Consider the following 18,670-nt stretch of genomic DNA (forward strand, 5'->3'; position numbering starts at 1 on the left):
TCAATAAAGACCCATGGGCGGTCGGGGGGTAGGGAAGCCTGGAACCCCCGGGGCGTTTCTCGTCAAACCCCCCTGGGGGCTCCGGTGCGTCGTCGGGCGACTTTCGTCGGCCGAGCGGCATCAGGTGGACAGCACCGGTCAGAACAGGACCTTCTCGTTGTTCGGCTGCAGCGTGCCGGTGGTCACCCCGGCGGCCGAGACCAGCAGCTGGCCGGCCGGCTTGCCGTCGGTGCCGAGCACCTCGGCGGTGACCGGCGTGGTCTCGTCCGGCGCGGTGATCTGGAGGCCGGTGAGCACGTGGCAGGTCGCGTCCGACTTGTCGCAGGCGCTCCACTTGAGGCCCGCGTAGCCGGACTTGTTGGGCTTCAGGGTGACCAGCACCGCCGGCCCGGGGTGGGCCTCGCGGTTGGCCGACAGCGCGTCCGCGCTGTTGTCGGCCTTCAGGCCGCCGAAGCCCGGGTACCCGTACAGGGTGCAGTTGTGGTCGCTCTTGTTCTTGATCGTCAGCATGGCCGAGCCCGCGCCCTTGAGCTGCACGGTGGCCGTGATCTCGTCGCTCTTGCACCGCGAACCGGCCGCCTGGCCGGCCATCGGGTCGCCGGGGACGGTGGCCCCGGCGGCGCTCGCCTTCGGGTCGCCCGGCTTGTCGTCGGTGTACTTCACGTCGTCGCACGCGGTCAGCAGGACGGTCGCCGCGAGGGCGGCGACACCGGCGGCGACTAACCTGGCAGGCCTGCGAACGGTCATGGTCCCCCCAAGGGTGAGTAATGGCATGGGTCTGTCACCCTAAGTACGAAGGCCGTGGCAGAACGGTTCCATTGAGGCTGCAGTTTGTCAGAGCTGACCGTTTTCTTCCTTTTCCTGACCGGTTTCGGCCGCTACTGGCGCGAACTGGCGCCGCTCATACGACACCGCCCCGCCCGGCGGGTGCCGGACGGGGCGGTACGGGTGGAGGAGGAGCGGATCAGGCGGCCGGCTTCGCGGCCACCGGCCGGGCGGGCTTCCCGCTCTTCCCGCCGAGGACGTTGAAGAACACGGCCAGGGTCGGGACCAGGTAGAGCAGCCAGATCACCAGCTGGAGCACCGTCGGGTCCGGCTGGAAGTTGAAGACGCCCTTCAGCAGGGTGCCGTACCAGCTGTCCTTGGGGATGGTGCTGGAGATGTCGAAGGCCGTGCTCTGCAGACCGGGCAGCCAGCCGGCCTCCTGGAGGTCGTGCACGCCGTAGGCGAGGACGCCGGCCGCGACCACGACCAGCATCGCGCCGGTCCAGGTGAAGAACTTGGCCAGGTTGATCTTCAGCGCGCCCCGGTAGAACAGCCAGCCGAGCAGCACCGAGGTGAGCAGGCCAAGCGCGGCGCCGATCAGCGGGTTCCAGCCGTCGCCGGTGGCCTGGACCGCGGTCCAGATGAACAGCGAGGTCTCCAGGCCCTCGCGGCCGACGGCCAGGAAGGCGGTGACCACCAGGGCCGTGGTGCCCATCGCGATCGCCGCGTCCAGCTTGCCGTGCAGCTCGGTCTTCAGGTGCCGGGCGGTGCGCCGCATCCAGAACACCATCCAGGTCACCAGGCCGACCGAGATGATCGACAGCGAGCCGCCGAGCGCCTCCTGGGCCTCGAAGGTGAGCTGCGAGGAGCCGAACTGCAGCAGCGCGCCGAAGGCCATGGAGAGCGCCACGGCCGAGCCGACGCCGATCCACACCGGCGGCAGCCGGTCCTTGCGGCCGGTCTTGACCAGGTAGGCGATCAGGATGCAGACGACCAGGCTGGCTTCGAGGCCTTCGCGCAGGCCGATCAGGTAGTTGCCGAACACGCGGGCTCCTGGGGGGTGTAGAGGTGGTACCGGGGGGGCGGGTGGGGTCAGCCGAGCAGGGCCTGGCCCCACCACTCCCCCGGCTTGCGCACGCCCGCCGGGCAGGCGAAGTGGGCGGAGCCGACGTGCTGGATGTACTCGTTGAGCTTGTCGCTCGCCGCGAGGCGGGTCTGCAGCGGAACGAAGGCCTTGCGGGTGTCGCGCTGGTAGGCGAGGAAGAACAGCCCGGCGTCCAGGCGGCCGAGGCCGTCGGTGCCGTCGGTGAAGGAGAAGCCGCGGCGCAGGATCATCAGGCCGTCGTTGGCGTCCGGGTGGGCGAGCGCGACGTGCGAGGTCGCGGGCATCGCCTTGAGGTCCGGCGCGTCGTGCTCCTTGCCCTTGCCGTACGGGGCGCCCTCGCCCTTGGTGCGGCCGAAGGTGTCCTCCTGGTCCTTGAGCGAGGCGCGGTCCCAGGTCTCGATGTGCATCCGGATCCGCCGGGCGACCAGGTAGGAGCCGCCGGTCATCCACTCCGGGCCGTCGCCGGGCGCGGCCCAGACGTGGTCGGCCAGCTTCCCGGTGTCGGTGCCCGCGATGTTGTGGGTGCCGTCCTTGAACCCCATCAGGTTGCGCGGGGTCTGCTCGTCCGGGGTGGTCGAGGAGGTCTTGCCGAAGCCCAGCTGCGACCAGCGGATGTTGACGGTGCCCATGCCGATCCGGGCCAGGTTGCGGATCGCGTGCACGGCGACCTGCGGGTCGTCGGCGCAGGCCTGGACGCAGAGGTCGCCGCCGCTGCGGGTCGGGTCGAGCTTGTCGCCCTTGAAGTTCGGCAGGTCGATCAGGGCCTCGGGGCGCTTGGCCCGGAGGCCGAAGCGGTCCACGCCGTCCTTCTCGAACAGGCTCGGGCCGAAGCCGATGGTCAGGGTGAGCCGGGAGGCGGGCAGGCCGAGGGCCTCGCCGGTGTCGTCCGGCGGCGCCTCCGGCGAGCCGGGCACCGCGCCGGTGCCGACCTCGCGGCCGCCGGTCATCGCGGCCGCCGCCTTGGTCCACTCCTTGAGCAGCTTGACCAGGGACTCCCGGGTGGCCTTCTCGGAGACGTCGAAGGCGGCGAAGTGCAGCCGGTCCTGGACCGGGGTGGAGATGCCCGCCTGGTGCTCGCCGTAGAACGGCAGCTCGGCGCCGACCGGGGCGGCGACCGGGACGGCGTCGTCCTGCCGGGTGGCGGCCGCCACCGAGCCGACGGCGGCGGCGCCGAGCGCGACGCCCGCGCCGGCCCAGCCGATGACGGCGCGTCGGCTGACCGCGCTCCTGGTGCCGGAGGCGTCGGCGGTGGCCGGCGTCCCGTTCTGCTGCTCGTTCTCCGCGTCCATCGGCGGGCGGGCCCTTCTACTGTGCTGGACTGTGCGCTGACCCACGGAGGCCGTGGGGCCCGGATCGCGGGCCGCCACGGCGTCGGCGGGGTACTTCGGGCGGGGTGGCCGGTTACTTGACGACCACGGCGGCGGCCAGCTTCGACAGCGGCTCGCCCAGCGAGTTGACCGCGTCGGAGAAGGCCTTGCGCTCGGTCTCGGTGACCTTGTCGTAGGAGGTGAAGGTGCCGTCGGCCTGCTTGTACTTGGCCAGCAGGGCGTTGATGGCGGCGAACTCGGAGTCCAGCGTCTTCGCGAGCTCCGCGTCCTTCTCGGAGGCGACCGGCTTCAGCAGCTCGTAGGCCTTCTGCGCGCCCTCGACGTTGGCCTGGAAGTCGGCCAGGTCGGTGTGGCTGTAGCGGTCCTCCTCACCGGTGATCTTGTTGGTGGCGACCTCGTCCAGCAGCTCCTTGGCGCCGTTGGCCATGCTGGTCGCGGTGATCTCGGCCTCGGGGATCTTCTTCTGCCAGTCCTTGAGGTCGGCGACCAGCTGGTCGGCGAGCTTCTTCTCGTCGTCGCCGATCTTCGCGTCGGCCCAGAGCGACTTCTCCAGCTTGTGCCAGCCGGTCCACTCCTGGCCCTGCTCCAGCTTGTCCTCGCGGGTGTCGGTCTTCGGGTCGACGTCGCCGAAGCTCTCGGCGACCGGCTCGGTGCGCTCCCAGCCGGTGCGCGAGGGCGCGTACAGCGACTTGGCCTTCTCCAGGTCGCCGGACTTGATCGCGGCGGCGAAGGCCTCGACGGCCGGGATGGTGGCGTCGGCCTGCTCCTGGGCGTACGTGCGGTAGGCGGTGACGGCGGCGGCCAGGCGCGGGTCGGTCGGCGCGGCGCTGCCGCCCTCGCCGGTGACGGTGATCTTCTGGCGGATGCCGTCGCCGACCATGCCGGGCTTGCAGGCGATCTCGTACGAGCCGGCCTTGATCTCGGCGTTGATGCTGGCCTTGGTGCCGGGGCCGATGTTCTCGCGCTCGGTGACGATCTTGTCGCCGTCGCCGTAGACGTAGACCTCGGTGGTCTTGGAGCCCTTGTTGCTGATGTCCAGCACGACGTGGCCGGCCGGGAAGGTCGTCTTGGAGACCTCGCAGGCGGTGTCGGTCGCGTTCACCGTGACCGCGCCGGAGGAGGCCGCCTTGTCGTCCTTCTTGGACGCGCAGCCGGCCAGGGTTGCGGTCGCCACGGCGAGGGTGAGCAGCGCGGCTGCGGTGGAACGGCGACGGGCGGACATGCGGGCTCCAACGGAAAAGGGCATGGGTGTGCCATGGCAGTGCGGGCGGCTGGGGGCCAGCCGACCATCATTAGCTAAGGCATACCTTACGTAAAGACGATTTTTCGTCTACACCCACCCCCTGAACCGTTACCTTCCCGGTGTCCGGCGGGCGGCCGCCCGGGCCGTCCAGCGGCCCTCGTGGCGGCTGATCCTGATCGGGTGCCCGAAGGTCTCGCTGATCAGCTCCGTCGTCATCACCTCCGCCACCGGCCCGGCCGCGACGCACTCGCCGCCGCGCAGCAGCAGGGCGTGGGTGGTGCTCTCCGGCAGCTCCTCCAGGTGGTGGGTGACCAGCACGCTGGCCAGCTCCGGATGCTGGTGGCGCAGCAGGTCCAGACTGTCCAGCAGCAGTTCGCGGGCGGTCAGGTCGAGCCCGGTGGCGGGCTCGTCGAGCAGCAGCAGCCGGGGGCTGGGCATCAGCGCGCGGGCGATCAGCGCCCGGCCGCGCTCGCCCTGGGACAGCGTGGTCCACGCGGCGTCGGCCATCGCGCGCATCCCGAGCGTGTCGATCAGCCGCTCGGCCCGCTCCAGCGCCTCCGGGGCCGGCTTGCGGTGGAACTCCGGCTCGATCGTGTTGGTGTGCCCGGTGAGCACCACCTCGCGCACGGTCAGCGGCGAACGCAGCGGGTGGCGCGGGTTGACGTGCCCCAGGTGGGCGCGCAGCTCGCGGACGTCCACCCGGCCGAGCCGGCGCCCGAGCACGTCCACCTCGCCGCGGGTGGGGTGGGAGACCGCGCCGAGCAGCGCGAGCAGGGTGGACTTGCCCGCGCCGTTCGGACCGAGCAGCGCCCAGTGCTCGCCCGGCCGGATCTCCAGGGTGATCCCGCGCAACAGGTGGCGGCCGTCGCGCACGACGTCCACGTCCCGGGTGCGCAGCAGCGGCCCGTCGAAGTCGGGGGCGGATGAATTCATGGGACTCCGATCGCGGCGCCGGGCAGGGTGCGGGCGGGGCGCCGCACCGGACGGGCCGGCGCCGTCCGTCCGCGTGCAGAGTACAACCGTCGGCCGTGGACGGGCCCGGACGTCCGAGGGGTGGACGCGCCAGAACCCTGTTGTCCGGAGGGAGTTGGGAGGAGGATCGTGCCTCCGAGGGGAAGCGGGGACGAGGGGGACGAGGATGACCGGGGAGCGGGTGGACACCCTGCACGCGCTGGTCGAACGGCAGGCCCGGCTGGCGCCGGAGGCCGTGGCCGTGCGCTGCGGCGGGCGGGAGCTGAGCTACGGGGAGCTGGACGCGCGGGCCGGACGGCTGGCCGCGGTGCTGGCGGAGCGGGGCCTGGCCCCGGGCGGCCGGGCGGCGGTCGCACTCGGCCGGGGCACCGAGGTGTACGTGGCGCTGCTGGCCGTGCTGAAGGCGGGCGCGGCGTTCGTGCCGCTGGAACCGGCCGCGCCGGACGCGCTGCTGCGGCACGTGCTCGCGGACGCCGCACCGGACCTGGTGGTCACCGAGGAGTGCCACCGGGTGCGGCTGGCGGACGCCGGCGGGGCCCGGCTGGTCTGCGTCGACACGGAGACACCCACGACGGAGACACCCACGACGGAGACACCCGCGACGGAGACACTCGTGACGGCGCCGTTCGCGCCGCCCGAGACCGGCCCCGGGGACCTCGCCTGCGTCTTCTACACCTCCGGTTCCACCGGCCTGCCGGCCGGCGCGCTGGTCGAGCACCGCAACCTGCTGGCCGCGTACGAGGGCTGGCGCGAGGTGTACGAGCTGACCGCCGAGGACCGGATCCTGCAGACGGCGAGCCTGGAGTTCGACGTCTTCACCGCCGACTGGGTGCGTGCGCTCTGCACCGGCGCCACCCTGGTGGTCACCCCGTTCAACCTCACCCTGGACCGCGCCGCCGACCTCGGGGCGCTGCCCGCCCTGGTGGCCGCGGAGCGGATCACCGTCCTGGAGCTGAACGTCCGCACCGCGCGCCGGCTGACCGCCCTGCTGGCCGAGGCCGGCGGCGCGGGGGCCGGCGCGGGCCTGCCCGGGGTACGGCTGCTCACCGTCGGCGCCGAGAAGTGGTACCTGGACGAGCAGTTGGGCCTGCAACGCCTGCTCGGCGCGGGCACCCGGGTGCTGAACGTCTACGGGCTGGCCGAGGCCACCGTGGACAGCACCTACTTCGACGCGCGGGGCACCGCCGCCGCCGAGGGCGCCGAACGGGTCTCGCTGGTCGGCCGGCCCTTTCCCGGCACCCGGGTGTACGTGCTCGGCCCGAACCGCACCCCCGCCAAGCAGGGCATGACGGGCGAGATCGCGATCGCCGGCGCCGGCCTGACCCGCGGCTACCTCAACCGGCCCACGGACACCGCCCGTCGCTTCGTCCGGGCGGACTTCGACCCGGACGGCCGGGTGCTGCTGACCGGCGACCTCGGGGTGCTGCGGGCGGACGGCGTGCTGGAGTTCACCGCCCGGGCCGCGACCGTGATCGGACCGCTCGGCACGAGACGGCCGACAAGCGTGCTGGCGCGGGTCCGGGCGGCGGTCCGCGCGGAGGGCGTGCTGCGCGGGCACCCGGCGGTGCGGGAGGCGGCCGTCGTCGAGGTGGAGACGGTGCCGGGGAAGCCGCAGCTGGTCGGCTACGCGGTGACCGAGCCGGGCACGGACGGCGCCGACGGCTGGTCGCTCTCCCAGTACCTGAGGACCGCGCTCAGGGGCCAGTCGGTGCCCGCCGCCGTCGTCCCGGTTCCCGAGCTGCCGCGCACCCGGGCCGGCAAGCTGAACCGCGCGGCCCTGCCGCTGCCGGCCCCGCCGGGACACGCCGCCCGGCGCTCCGCCAAGGCCGGTGGCGGCCGGAGCGGCGGCAAGACCGGGGGCGGCGGCCGGAGCGGCGGCAAGGCGGGCGGCGGTTCCGGGGACTCGGACGTCGGGAGCGGCTGCGGCGCGGTCTTCTGCGTGCTGATCTTCGCCGCGGGCGCGTGGGCGATGACCGATGTGCTCTTCCCCGGATCGACCGATCTCACCGGCGTCCCCTCCCCGTACAGCGGCTGGTTCCGGCTGCTCTATCTGTGCGAGAACCTGGCGTTCGGCGCCGGGCTCGTCTGGTTCGGTGCCGGCTTCGAGGCCGTCCTGCGGCAGGGCAGGCCGGTCCGGCTCTCGGCGCTGGCCCACCTGGCGATCACCTGGCTGCTGGTCAACTGGTGGCCGCAGGACAACCTGTACCGGCTCACCAAGGCCACGGACTGGCTGCGCGAGACCGTGATGGTGTTCGCGTTCAACGTCCCGCTGATGCTCGCGGCGCTGGTGCTGATCCGGTTCATGCTCTGGCAGCCTCCGGCCGGAGGGGGCGAAAGGAAGGGCCGGCATCTCTGAGCGCCTCGAACATCACCTGAGCGCCTCGAACATCCCGGTCAGCCCCTGGTTCGCGGCCTCGACCAGCGCCTCGGCCGCGTCCAGCGCCTCGGCGTCCGGCCCGGCGAGGGCGAGGCCGACGACGGGCTCCGGGTCGTGGCAGGCGGTCGGGATCAGCGGCAGCAGGGTGACGCCGAGCCGGGCGCAGCGCGGGCGCAGCCGTTCCAGGTGGTCGTGCAGCGCGGCCGGGGCGAGCCGGGCGCCGAGCGGCATCCCGTCCAGGGTGCGCACCAGGTGGCCGGGGCCGCGCACCCGGTCGAGGCGGGCGGCCAGCACGAAGGCGACGGCCGGGCCGGTGAGCCGCAGGTTGATCTCGGTGGGGGCGAGCCGGCGCTCCCGGTCGGTGACGAAGTCGACGTCGTACCAGCCGCGGTAGCCCTCGGCGGCCAGCCGCTCCCCCACCGCCAGGGCGAACCGGCGGGCGGTGTCGGCGGCTTCCTTCGGCAGCACGCCGGGGCCGACGGTGACGCCCTGGTAGCGGGTGCCGGCCACGTCCATGGCACCGGCGCCGACCGGGTGGACGGTGCCGTCCTGGCCGACCAGGGCGTCGTAGGTGAGGTCGCGCAGCCGGGCCGCCGGGCCCGGATCGACGTACTCCTCCAGCAGCAACTCACCCTCGGGCGGAAGGACTTCGGTACGCACCAGGTGCCGCAGCAGCGCCCTGCCGCCGCCCGCCGCGAACAGCTCGGCGGGCTCCACCACCACGGTGCCGTAGCCGCCGACACCGTACGGGCTCTTCAGTACGGTGGTCCGCCCGCGGACGGCGCGGGCGGTGAGCCGACGGGCGGCCCGGCGGCGGCCGGCCGGGCGCTCCTGGTCCGGGACCACGATCCCCGGGTGCCCGGGGGCGAGGGCGGCGAACAGCTCGTGGGCGGCGGCCTTGGACTCGTAGCGGCGCACGGCGGCCAGCTCGGGCCCCTCGCCGTGTGCGGCGTTCCGCCCCCAACTCACCACCGGGCGGCCGGAGTCGGCGATCCGGGCGGCCAGGGCGGGGCGGATGGCGAGTGCCTCGGCCACCGTCCGGTCCGGCGCCACACCGCTGTGCACCTCGACCGGGCCCCAGGCCAACTCCCGGGCCAGCCAGTCGGTCCACTCGGGAGCGACCTCGGCGGGCAGGACCAGCAGGGCCGGTTCGGGGCTGTAGCAGACGGCCAGGCAGGCGTAGTGGTGCGCCTGCCGCAGCCGACGCAGGCGCTGGGCCTCGTCCATGCCGGGTGCGAGGAACTGCGCGTTGAAGTCCGCCACGTCGCCCACGTGGACCGCCGCCCGGCCACCGGTCCAGGCCCCCACCCATCCGTCCATGGGACGGAAGCCTAGGGCGTGTGGTCAGAGCGCCAACAGCCCCGCGTCGGTGGGGCGCAGGCCGCAGGCGTCGAGGTAGAAGGGGCGCAGGTGGGGCTCGTAGTCGACGTGCAGCCAGGTACAGCCGGCCGCGCGGGCGCCGTCGGCGGCCTCGGCGACCAGCCGGGTGGCGATGCCCTGCCGCCGGGCGTCCGGGGCGACCACGGTGTCGAGCAGGAAGGCGTGGGCGCCGCCGTCCCAGGCGAGGTTGACGAAGCCGACCAGGGCGTCGTCGGCGGTGCGCCGGGCGGTGACCCAGCCGAGGCTGTGCCGCTCCAGGCGGGCGATCCGGTCGCCCGGTTCCCCGGGGTGGCCGAAGCCTTCGGCGTGCAGGGTGTCGAGTTCGGGGTCGGTGAGCGGGCCGCGCCACAGGTAGTCGATCGTCACGACGGCACTGTAGACCCCTTGTTAAGTTCTGATCATTTTTTATCGACCAAGGACACGACTTGGCAAAGTTATGACCTTCCCTCTAGCTGAATCTGACTGACCCCGGTCAATCTCTGACGCAGCTCCTTTCCCTGCACAGCTACCCCCACTGGAGTCAGAGTGACCCCCACGCCTTCCTCCCGCCGTGCCCGCGTGGCCGGAGCCGTCGCGGTCGTCGCCGCCCTCGCCGGCGCCACCGTCCCGGCCGCCACGGCCTCCGCCGCCACCGCCCCGCGCGAGGCCGCGATATCCCAGGCCCGCGCCAACGTCACCCACAACGCGGGGGTGTTCGGCTTCGGCGCCGGCCAGGGCCTCGTGCTCAAGGACGTCGTGCTGGACGCCGACGGCGCCTCGCACGTCCGCTTCGACCGCACCTTCCAGGGCCTGCCGGTGGTCGGCGGCGACCTGGTCATCCACCAGGACGCCAAGGGCAGGCTCAAGGACTCCTCCCGCGCGGCCGCCCACGACGCCGCCGTCAAGTCGACCGTCCCGAAGGTGACCGCGCAGTCCGGCGCGGCCGGCGCGCTCGCCGCCGCCCCGGGCGTCCAGGACGCCGTCAGCACCCCCGAGCTGGTCGTCTGGGCCGCCGACGGCACGCCCCGGCTGGCCTGGCGCACCACCGTCGAGGGCACCGGCGCGCACGGCGAGCCGGCCGGCAAGGTCGTCGTCACCGACGCCACCACCGGCGAGCAGATCGAGTCCTACGACGCCGAGCACCAGGCGACCGGCACCGGGAACTCCGAGTACACCGGCAGGATCAGCATCGACACCACCGCCAAGTCCGGCGGCGGCTACACCCTGACCGACCCGGTCCGCGGCCACGTCACCAAGGACGCCAACAACCTCTCCGCGAGCTCGATCAAGGCGACCTCCGGCACCGCGTTCACCAGCACCACCAACGTCTGGGGCGACGGGAAGAAGTTCTCCACCGACCGCTCCACCGCCGCCGTCGACGCCCACGCCAACACCGCCTGGACGTACGACTACTACAAGAACGTCCACGGCCGCAGCGGCATCAAGAACGACGGCAAGGGCGCCACCGTCTTCGTCCACGTCGGCACCAACTGGGACAACGCCCAGTGGTCCGACAGCTGCTTCTGCATGATGACCGGCGACGGCAACGGCAGCAGCGACCCGGAGCAGGTCGACCTCGACACCATGGGCCACGAGATGACCCACGGCGTCACCAGCGCCACCGCCAACCTGCGCTACAGCGGCGAGTCCGGCGGCCTCAACGAGTCCACCAGCGACATCTTCGGCACCATGGTCGAGTGGTACGCCAACAACAGCGTCGACACCGGCGACTACCTGTTCAGCGACCAGTCCACCCCGCCGTGGCTGCGCCGCTTCGACAAGCCCTCGCTGGACGGCTCCTCGGCCGACTGCTGGAGCAGCAGCGTCGGCAGGCTCGACGTGCACTACTCCTCGGGCGTCGGCAACCACTGGTTCTACCTGGCCAGCGAGGGCAGCGGCAGCAAGACCATCAACGGCGTCACCTACAACAGCCCGACCTGCAACGGCTCCACGGTGACCGGCATCGGCCACGACAAGATCGCCAAGATCTGGTACCGCGCGCTGACCGTCTACATGACCTCCACCACCAACTACAAGGGCGCCCGCGCCGCCTCCCTGAACGCGGCCCGCGACCTGTACGGCGCCTCCAGCACCGAATACAACGCGGTCGCGGCGGCCTGGAGCGGGGTCAACGTCAGCTGAATGCCTAGTGGTTGAACCCCACGTGGCAGTGGTCGTGGTGGGTGTCGTCGGTGAAGAACCGGTTGCCGGCGCCCGGGATCGCCACCGGCCCGCCCACGTTGTACGAACCGGCGGCGGCCGCGTCCCGCATGAAGGACTCGACCAGCTGCCGGGACGTACCCGGGTCGACCACGGCCAGCCCGTCGATCCGCCAGACGTCGAAGGCCCGGCCCAGCGGATGGTCGCTGGGCCGGGTCGTCCCGAAGACGTCCAGCGGGTGGCCGGTCCGCACCACGCTCACCGAGAGCGTGTACGGGCCGGCCAGCCGCAGCATCGCCTCCAGCACGCTGTCGTGCACGGTGCCGCTGCGCAGGTCGGCGGCGGCCTCGGGCGGCAGCTCGATCCGGGGCTCGGCCAGCACCCGGGCCACCGCGGGCGGCGGTGCGGCGGCCGCCGGGCCCGCCGCTCCCGGGTGCAGCTCGGTGACCGTCCAGCGCGGCTCGGCCCGGCTCAGCCGGACGTCCACCGTGGTGCCGCCCTCGGCCGCCGAACCGTCCGGACCGCGCGTCCACTGACGGCAGGCCACGAGCACGCTCGCCGAGTCGTCGAGGATGCCGCCGTACTGGGCGACGATCACCTCCAGGCTCGCCTCGGCCGCCGCCGGGGCGAGCGGACCCGCGGCGTCGGCCAGCGCGGGCGGCAGGCCGAGCGCCGCCACCCGGGCACGGGCCGCCTCCGTGCCCTGCCCGCCGGGCGGCCAGGCGCCGAGCGCGGCGACCAGCTCGACGGCGCGGCGCTTGACGTCGGGCTGGATCTCGCCGGGGCCGGGCTGCCAGAGGGGCGGCCGGGGCAGCGGGGTCGGTGTCCGCGCGGGCGTTCCGGCGCTACTCGTGGCGGCGGGCGTCGTAGCTACGGGCGTCGTAGCGGCCGGGCCGGTGCTCGCGGCCCGCGGCCTGCTCCCGCCCGTACACCCCGCCGCACCCAGCACCAGCGCCGCCGCGCCCGCCCGCAGCACCCCGCGCCGGCCCGCGGCCCGGCCGCCGTCTCCACCCGTCATGCCGTCAGTATGCGGCGGAGGAGCCCCTGGCGCAGGAGGCGTCAGCCCAGCCGACGGATCGGTTCGCCCGCCAGGAACGCCGCGATGTCCTCCACCGCCTCCTCGTAGTAGCGCCGGTAGTTGTCCTGCGACACGTACCCCAGGTGCGGGGTGGCCAGCAGCCGGGGAGCGGTGCGCATCGGATGGTCGGCGGGCAGCGGTTCGATGTCGAAGACGTCGACGCCCGCGCCCGCGATCCGGCCGCCGGTGAGCGCGGTGAGCAGCGCGTCCTGGTCGACGATCGCCGCCCGGGAGGTGTTGACCAGGTACGCCCCGGGCTTCATCAGGTCCAGCTCGGCCGCGCCGATCAGCCCCCGGGTGCCCGGGTTGAGGGCGAGGTGGATCGAGACGAAGTCGCTCTCGCGGAGCAGCTCCTCCTTGTCGGCCGCGCGCCGCACGCCCGCCCCGGCGGCCCGCTCGTCGGTCAGGCTCCGGCTCCAGGCCACCACGTCCATGCCGAAGGCCAGGCCGACCCGGGCCACCCGGCCGCCGATCCGGCCGAGGCCGAGCAGCCCGAGCGTGCGGCCGTGCAGGTCGGCGCCGACGGTGCTCTGCCAGGGGCCGCCCTCGCGCAGCGCGGTGTTCTCCTGGACGATGCCGCGGGCCAGTCCGAGCAGCAGCGCCCACGTCAGCTCGACCGGCGGGGTGCCCGAGCTGGCGGTGCCGCAGACCGTCACCCCGTGCGCCTGCGCGGCCGCGAGGTCGATCGCCGCGTTGCGCATCCCGGAGGCGACCAGCAGCCGGAGCTGCGGCAGCCGGGCGAACAGCGAGGCCGGGAAGGGCACCCGCTCGCGCAGGGTGACCACGATGTCGAACCCGGCGAGCGCGGCGGCCAGCTCGTCCTCCGAGCCGAAGTGCTCGCGGAAGGCCGTCACCGAGACCCGGCCCGCCACCGGGGACCAGTCGGCGCTGCTGGTGGCGACGCCCTGGTAGTCGTCCAGGACGGCGCAGCTGAGGATCGGAGGCGTCATGCCCGCACTCTCGCAGAGGCCTCCGCCACCCGGCGCGGCGGGTCGGGCTTCGATGACGGTCCCCGTCCGGCTACGGCAGCTCGGGGGGCCGCAGGCCGTAGCCCTCCTCGGTCCGCACGATCCAGGAGGGCTCGCCGAGTTTCCATCTCAGCCGCGTCATCGGGAACGTCAGCTCGTGGGGGTGGAACGGTGCGTTGTAGACCTTCCACATGATCGAGTACGCCTGGTGCACGCCCTCGCCCAGCTCGATCAGGCCGCGCAGCAGCTTGACGTCGGCACGGTCGAGCCGCACCTCGCGGCCGTCCATGGTGACGAGCCGGGTGTCCAGGTCGACGACGAGGCGACCGTCGAAGGCGGTCAGCGAGCCCTGCGGCTCCGGGACCAGGCCGAAGTGCCTGCGGACCCACTCCTCGGCGGCCCACTCCTCGGCGGCCCGGTCGTCCGTCGGCCGAGCGCCCGCCCCGTTCTCCTGCTCCACGCCGGGCAGCCTAACCGGCGGCGCCCGACGCCGACCAGGCCGCGGCCCAACCGGCCAGCTCCGCCGGGCGGTTGGTGATGATCCCGTCCACGCCCGCCGTCGTGAGGGCCCTCCAGCGGGCGGGCAGGTCGACCGTCCAGACGTTGACCGCCACCCCGGCGGCATGCAGTTCCCCGACCGCGCCGGGGCGGGCGGAGAGCGCCTCGTCCGAGGGGTGGTAGGCGGCCAGGCCGAGGTCCCGGGCGGTGGCGACCGGGTCGGCGTCCAGCGTGGAGCGGAGCAGTGCGAGCGGCAGCTCGGGGGCCAGTTCGCGGGTGTGGCGCAGGGCGTCGACCTCGAAGCTCTGGACCATGACCCGGTCGGCCATGCCGTGGTCGCGCACCTCCCGGACGATCCGGGCGACCTCGTCGCGGCTGTGCGGCCCCTTGATCTCCAGCAGCAGCCGGCCACCGCGGGTACGCAGGTCCTCCAACTGGGCGGCCAGGGTCGGCAGGCGGGTGCCCGCGTAGGCCGGGGCGAACCAGGAGCCGGCGTCCAGCGCGTCCAGTTGGGCGGCGGTCAGCTCGCGGATCCGGCCGGTGCCGTCGGTGGTGCGGTCCACGGTGTCGTCGTGCAGCACGTACGGGACGCCGTCCCTGCTGGGCTGGACGTCGTTCTCGACCCACTCGGCGCCGGCCCGGCGGGCCACCTCGTCCGACACCAGGGTGTTCTCGGGCGCGGCGGAGGAGGCGCCGCGGTGCGCGTACACGGTCGGCGGTGCGCCGGCCGGGCGGAGCCGGGTGTCGGCGGCGGGTGCGGCGGAGGCCGGGGCGGCGGCGGGTGCGGCGGCCGACCGCACCGGTGCCCCGGCGAGCGCGACGGCGCCGACGGCGGCCCCGAGCAGCGCGGCGACGAGAACGGTCCGACGGCGGCACCGCCGGGGGCGCCGGGGATGCCGGGGGCCTTGCCGGGGACCTCGATTGGGTGTCATGTCCCGCACATTACGGCCGTCCGGCGCCTGCGGCCCGACGACACCGGCATCCGGGGCGACACGCCGGCGCACGGAGCAACACCCGCTCACTCCTCCGCCGACGCCGCCCGCGCGTGCAGCGCCGACCGCCCGGCCCGGTGGGCGAGCTCACCCCCGTGGATTCACACATGGTCGAATCGTTGGCGCTCAGGCCGGTGCAGCAGTGATCATCATGGGCATGACTTCGAGCGCAGTTGCGAACACCCCCGTCACCCCCGCCGCCCCCGTCACGGCCGCCGCCTCCGGTACCTGGAAGCTCGGCGACCGCACCGTCCACCGGATCGGCTTCGGCACCATGCGCCTGCCCCAGACCGGCCCGGCACTCGTCCCGCACGCCGTCCCCCGCGACCGCGAGCAGGCACTGCGGGTGCTGCGCCGCGCGGTCGAGCTGGGCGTCAACCACATCGACACCGCCGCCTTCTACTTCTCCCCACTGCGCTCCGCCAACGAGCTGATCAACCGGGCGCTCGCGCCGTACGCCGACGACCTGGTGATCGCCACCAAGGTCGGCCCCGGCCGCGGCCTCGACGGCGAGTGGGTCGAGCACGCCCGCACCCCCGAGCGGCTGCGCGCCCAGGTGGAGCAGAACCTGCGTCAGCTCGGCCGCGACCACCTCGACCTGGTGAACCTGCGCGTCCTCGGCACCGACTCGGTCGCCGAACGCTTCGGCGCGCTGGCCGAGTTGTGCCGGGCCGGGCTGATCCGCCGACTGGGCCTGTCCAACGTCCACCCGCACCAGCTCGCCGAGGCGCAGACCATCGCGCCGGTGGTCTGCGTGCAGAACCCGTACGGCATCGGAGCCACGCCGGCGCAGGACGAGGTGCTGCGGATCTGCGGGGAGCAGGGCATCGCCTTCGTCCCCTTCTACGCGATCGCCGGGGCCGGGCGGGAGGGCGGCGCCGGCGAGGCCGAGGCCACCCAGGTCCGGGCGGTGGCCGAGGCGCGCGGGGTGAGCACCGCGCAGGTGCGGCTGGCCTGGACCCTGCACCGCGGCCCGCACGTGCTGGCCATCCCGGGCACCGGCGACGTGGCGCACCTGGAGGACAACATCGCCGCCGGGGCGCTGCGGCTGTCGGCCGAGGAGCTGGCGCTGCTGGACGAGGCCCACGCGGGCTGAGCCAGAACCGGGCACCGGCTGAGCCGGAACGGGCGCCGCCCGAGCCGGAACGGGCACGGCCCGAGCCGGAACCGGGCACGGCCCACGTCGCGTCACTCCGGGGCGAATCGATCTTCGTCCACCGTGAGGAGCCCCCGAGCATGACCGACCGCGCCACCCGCTACCTCTACCTGGCCCGCCACGGCGAGGCCGCGTCCGAAGGCGACGGCAGCGGGCTCACCGCCGCCGGACGCCGACAGGCCGCCCTGCTGGGCCGGCGGCTGGCCGGCCGTCCGGTCTCGGTGCTGCACCACGGCCCGCTGCCCCGGGCCGCCGAGACCGCGCGGCTGGTCGCGGAGCAGCTGACCGGCGTGCGGCCGCAGCAGTGCGAGGAGGCCGGGGACTTCGTGCCGTACGTGCCCGAGCGGGACGAACTCCCCGAGGACAGCGCCGAGTTCCTGCTGAACTACCTCTCGTCCACCACGGCGCAGGAGCGGGAGCAGGGCGCCGCGCTGGCGCGGCGGGCCGTCGAGCGGTTCACCGGGCCGGTGCCCGGCGGCGAGGAGCGGCACGAGCTGGTCGTCACCCACGCCTTCCTGGTCGGCTGGCTGGTCCGGCACGCCCTGGACGCCCCGGCCTGGCGCTGGCTCGGTGTCAACGCAGCCAACGCGGCGCTGACCGTCCTGCGCTACACCCCCGGCCGGCCGCCCGCCGTGCTGCTGCTGAACGACCAGGGCCATCTGCCGCAGGAGCTGCACTGGACCGGCCACCCTCCCCAACTCCGGTTCTGACAAGGGCCCGAGCGCCTCTCCGAGGGGCCCCCGAGGGCCCCGAGGGATCGCCGGACGACCGCCGGAGGACCGCCGGAGCGGCCCCGACGGCCCGTCGACAAAAATATGCAGACCGGTCTACTATCGCCGCATGGGAGTCAAGGGCGAGGAGACCCGGGCCCGGCTGATCGCCGGCACCAGGGAACTGATCGAGGCGCAGGGCTACTTCGGGACCGGACTCAACCGGATCGTGGCCGCCACCGGCGCCCCGCGCGGCTCGCTCTACTTCCACTTCCCGGGCGGCAAGGACCAGTTGGTGGCCGCCGCGCTCACCCAGGCCGGCCAGGAGGTCGAGGCGCTGCTCACGGCCCTGGCCGGCGAGGGCGCCGACACCGCCACCCTCGCCGAGCAGCTGATCGAGGCCTTCGCCGAGCGCCTGGAGCGCTCGGACTACACCAGCGGCTGCCCGATCGCCACCGTCGCCCTGGAGGTGGCCGGCACCAACGAGACCCTGCGGACGGTCTGCGCCGGGCTGTACGCGGGCTGGCAGCAGGTCCTGGCCGACCGTCTGGAGCGCGAAGGCTTCGGCCCGGCGCAGGCCGGGGCCGCCGCCGGGCAGGCGCTCGCCCTGCTGGAGGGGGCCGTCCTGCTCGCCTCCGTCCGGCGCAGCCGCGAGCCACTGGACCACGCCCGGCACGCCGTCCGGCACTTGCTCGGCAGCCGGTAGACGGAGCGCGGGCGGCGGGCCGTTCCGCGCCGCCGCCCGCCCGTGCCCAAAAAATATGCAGACCGGTCTACTGATTCTGGATCCCTGGAGTTCACCGTGACCCACGCCCCACCGCCCCGGACCCTCGTCCTCGGCGCCACCGGCTTCCTCGGCCGCTGGCTCGTCCTCGAACTCCTCGGCCGCGGCGAGCCGGTGGCCGCCGCCGTCCGCGACACCGCCGGCGCGGACACCCTGCGCCGGTGGCTGCACGACCACGGCGCGGACGGCACCGCGCCGACCACCGTCACCGCCGACCTCACCCGCCCCGGCCTCGGGCTCTCCCCCGCGGACGACGCCCGGCTCGGCGAGGTCCGCGACGTCCACAACCTCGCCGCCCGCTACGCCTTCGGCCTCACCCGCGCCCAGGCCGAACCCGCCAACGTCCACGGCGCGCTGCACGCCCTGCACTGGTCCGCCACCCGGCCCGGGCTGCGCCGCCTGGTCCACCTCTCCGGCTACCGCGTCGGCCGCGACCCGCGGCCGCGGTACCCCCTCGACCCCTCCGCCACCGCCACCCTCTACAGCCGCCTCGGCGCCTACGAGGCCTCCAAGCACCTCGGCGACGCAGCCGTCCGGGTCACCGCACCCCGCCTCGGCGTCCCGCTCACCACCGTCAACCCCAGCAGCGTCATCGGCCACTCCCGGACCGGCGAGGCCGGCCAGTACCTGGGCCCGGCCCAGCTCGTCCGCCAGCTCCACCGCGGGCGCCTCCCCCTGCTGCCCGGCACCCGGCGCACCTTCCTCCCCGTCGTCACCGTCGACCACCTGGCCCGCTTCCTCGCCGCCGTGCCCGAGCACGACCGCGACCCGCTCGCGGCCCACACCGTCCTCGACCCCACCACCCCCTGCCTCCCCGAGCTGATCGCCCTCCTCGCCCGCCACCTCGGCGTCCGCCCGCCCCGCGCCCTGATCCCCGTCCCCCTGGTCCGCCGCCTCCCCCGCGCCCTCACCGGCGCCGACCCGGAGACCCTCACCTTCCTCTCCGAGGACCGCTACGACACCGGCTCCGCCGATCGCCTCGCCGCCGACGCCGGCCTCACCCACCCGCCCCTCGCCCCGGCCCTGACCCGCTGGGCCACCCGCCTGATCGAGGAGGGATTCGGCGCACCGTGACACCGGCGTGGGGGGGGGGGGGGGGGGGGCTCCGCCCCTCTCCCCCCCCGACGGTCCAACCCCCCACTCAATCCATCCTGCCCCCGCCGCAGCGCCTCCTG

Annotated in this window: 17 protein-coding genes; 6 read left to right on the plus strand and 11 right to left on the minus strand. The window is 74.1% G+C overall.

What is annotated here, in order from left to right; genetic code table 11:
• Window positions 1-138 precede the first annotated feature (138 nt).
• The 5 genes from ACFVGO_RS01180 to ACFVGO_RS01200 form a co-directional block, all read right to left on the minus strand.
• Window positions 139-747 carry a DUF4232 domain-containing protein gene (locus tag ACFVGO_RS01180; RefSeq protein ID WP_359911001.1) on the minus strand — a complete coding sequence of 203 codons (609 nt, stop codon included), beginning with the start codon at window positions 745-747 and terminating at the stop codon, window positions 139-141.
• A 217-nt stretch (window positions 748-964) separates the two neighbouring features.
• Complete coding sequence (efeU, locus tag ACFVGO_RS01185; protein WP_359911003.1) at window positions 965-1,810, minus strand: iron uptake transporter permease EfeU; 846 nt, start codon at window positions 1,808-1,810, stop codon at window positions 965-967.
• Between the two features lie 47 nt (window positions 1,811-1,857).
• Entirely contained in the window at window positions 1,858-3,159 is a 1,302-nt protein-coding gene (gene efeB, locus ACFVGO_RS01190) for an iron uptake transporter deferrochelatase/peroxidase subunit (protein WP_359911006.1), read from the minus strand.
• A gap of 112 nt (window positions 3,160-3,271) precedes the next feature.
• Entirely contained in the window at window positions 3,272-4,420 is a 1,149-nt protein-coding gene (gene efeO / locus ACFVGO_RS01195; protein ID WP_380355964.1) for an iron uptake system protein EfeO, read from the minus strand.
• A 129-nt stretch (window positions 4,421-4,549) separates the two neighbouring features.
• Window positions 4,550-5,374 (minus strand): ATP-binding cassette domain-containing protein, encoded by an 825-nt coding sequence (locus tag ACFVGO_RS01200; protein WP_359911012.1) that lies wholly within the window; start codon window positions 5,372-5,374, stop codon window positions 4,550-4,552.
• A gap of 205 nt (window positions 5,375-5,579) precedes the next feature.
• On the opposite strand from ACFVGO_RS01200, the gene ACFVGO_RS01205 reads away from it, so the two are divergent.
• On the plus strand, window positions 5,580-7,769 hold the full coding sequence (locus ACFVGO_RS01205; protein ID WP_380630519.1) for an amino acid adenylation domain-containing protein: 2,190 nt from the start codon (window positions 5,580-5,582) through the stop codon (window positions 7,767-7,769).
• Between the two features lie 12 nt (window positions 7,770-7,781).
• Here ACFVGO_RS01205 and ACFVGO_RS01210 read toward each other — a convergent pair whose 3' ends face one another.
• Window positions 7,782-9,110, minus strand: a complete 1,329-nt coding sequence (locus tag ACFVGO_RS01210) for a hypothetical protein (protein WP_380630521.1) — start codon at window positions 9,108-9,110, stop codon at window positions 7,782-7,784.
• 24 nt (window positions 9,111-9,134) lie between these two features.
• Window positions 9,135-9,536 carry a GNAT family N-acetyltransferase gene (locus tag ACFVGO_RS01215; RefSeq protein WP_359911020.1) on the minus strand — a complete coding sequence of 134 codons (402 nt, stop codon included), beginning with the start codon at window positions 9,534-9,536 and terminating at the stop codon, window positions 9,135-9,137.
• Window positions 9,537-9,695: 159 nt separating this feature from the next.
• Here ACFVGO_RS01215 and ACFVGO_RS01220 point away from each other — a divergent pair, with 159 nt between their 5' ends.
• The gene (locus ACFVGO_RS01220) at window positions 9,696-11,291 is read left to right on the plus strand and encodes a M4 family metallopeptidase (protein WP_380630523.1); all 1,596 of its coding nucleotides are present in this window, start codon (window positions 9,696-9,698) and stop codon (window positions 11,289-11,291) included.
• Between the two features lie 4 nt (window positions 11,292-11,295).
• On the opposite strand, the gene ACFVGO_RS01225 is transcribed toward ACFVGO_RS01220, so the two are convergent.
• The 4 genes from ACFVGO_RS01225 to ACFVGO_RS01240 all read right to left on the minus strand — a co-directional run bounded on the left by ACFVGO_RS01225 (window position 11,296) and on the right by ACFVGO_RS01240 (window position 14,785).
• Window positions 11,296-12,327 (minus strand): hypothetical protein, encoded by a 1,032-nt coding sequence (locus ACFVGO_RS01225; RefSeq protein WP_380630525.1) that lies wholly within the window; start codon window positions 12,325-12,327, stop codon window positions 11,296-11,298.
• 41 nt (window positions 12,328-12,368) lie between these two features.
• Entirely contained in the window at window positions 12,369-13,337 is a 969-nt protein-coding gene (locus tag ACFVGO_RS01230; protein ID WP_380630527.1) for a D-2-hydroxyacid dehydrogenase family protein, read from the minus strand.
• A gap of 70 nt (window positions 13,338-13,407) precedes the next feature.
• Window positions 13,408-13,815: a hypothetical protein gene (locus ACFVGO_RS01235; protein WP_380630529.1), complete on the minus strand. Its 408-nt coding sequence runs from the start codon at window positions 13,813-13,815 to the stop codon at window positions 13,408-13,410.
• Between the two features lie 10 nt (window positions 13,816-13,825).
• Complete coding sequence (locus tag ACFVGO_RS01240; RefSeq protein ID WP_380630531.1) at window positions 13,826-14,785, minus strand: glycerophosphodiester phosphodiesterase; 960 nt, start codon at window positions 14,783-14,785, stop codon at window positions 13,826-13,828.
• A gap of 217 nt (window positions 14,786-15,002) precedes the next feature.
• On the opposite strand from ACFVGO_RS01240, the gene ACFVGO_RS01245 reads away from it, so the two are divergent.
• The 4 genes from ACFVGO_RS01245 (at window position 15,003) to ACFVGO_RS01260 (ending at window position 18,569) form a co-directional block, all read left to right on the plus strand.
• A complete protein-coding gene (locus ACFVGO_RS01245; RefSeq protein ID WP_380630533.1) occupies window positions 15,003-15,941 on the plus strand; it encodes an aldo/keto reductase in 939 nt (312 codons plus the stop codon).
• 140 nt (window positions 15,942-16,081) lie between these two features.
• On the plus strand, window positions 16,082-16,711 hold the full coding sequence (locus ACFVGO_RS01250; RefSeq protein WP_380630535.1) for a histidine phosphatase family protein: 630 nt from the start codon (window positions 16,082-16,084) through the stop codon (window positions 16,709-16,711).
• Window positions 16,712-16,841: 130 nt separating this feature from the next.
• Entirely contained in the window at window positions 16,842-17,417 is a 576-nt protein-coding gene (locus ACFVGO_RS01255; RefSeq protein ID WP_359911042.1) for a TetR family transcriptional regulator, read from the plus strand.
• A 96-nt stretch (window positions 17,418-17,513) separates the two neighbouring features.
• Window positions 17,514-18,569: an SDR family oxidoreductase gene (locus tag ACFVGO_RS01260; RefSeq protein WP_380630537.1), complete on the plus strand. Its 1,056-nt coding sequence runs from the start codon at window positions 17,514-17,516 to the stop codon at window positions 18,567-18,569.
• Window positions 18,570-18,670: the final 101 nt, after the last annotated feature.

This window comes from Kitasatospora sp. NPDC057738 (genome assembly GCF_042798815.1).
Classification (GTDB): Bacteria; Actinomycetota; Actinomycetes; order Streptomycetales; family Streptomycetaceae; genus Kitasatospora; species Kitasatospora lactacystinica.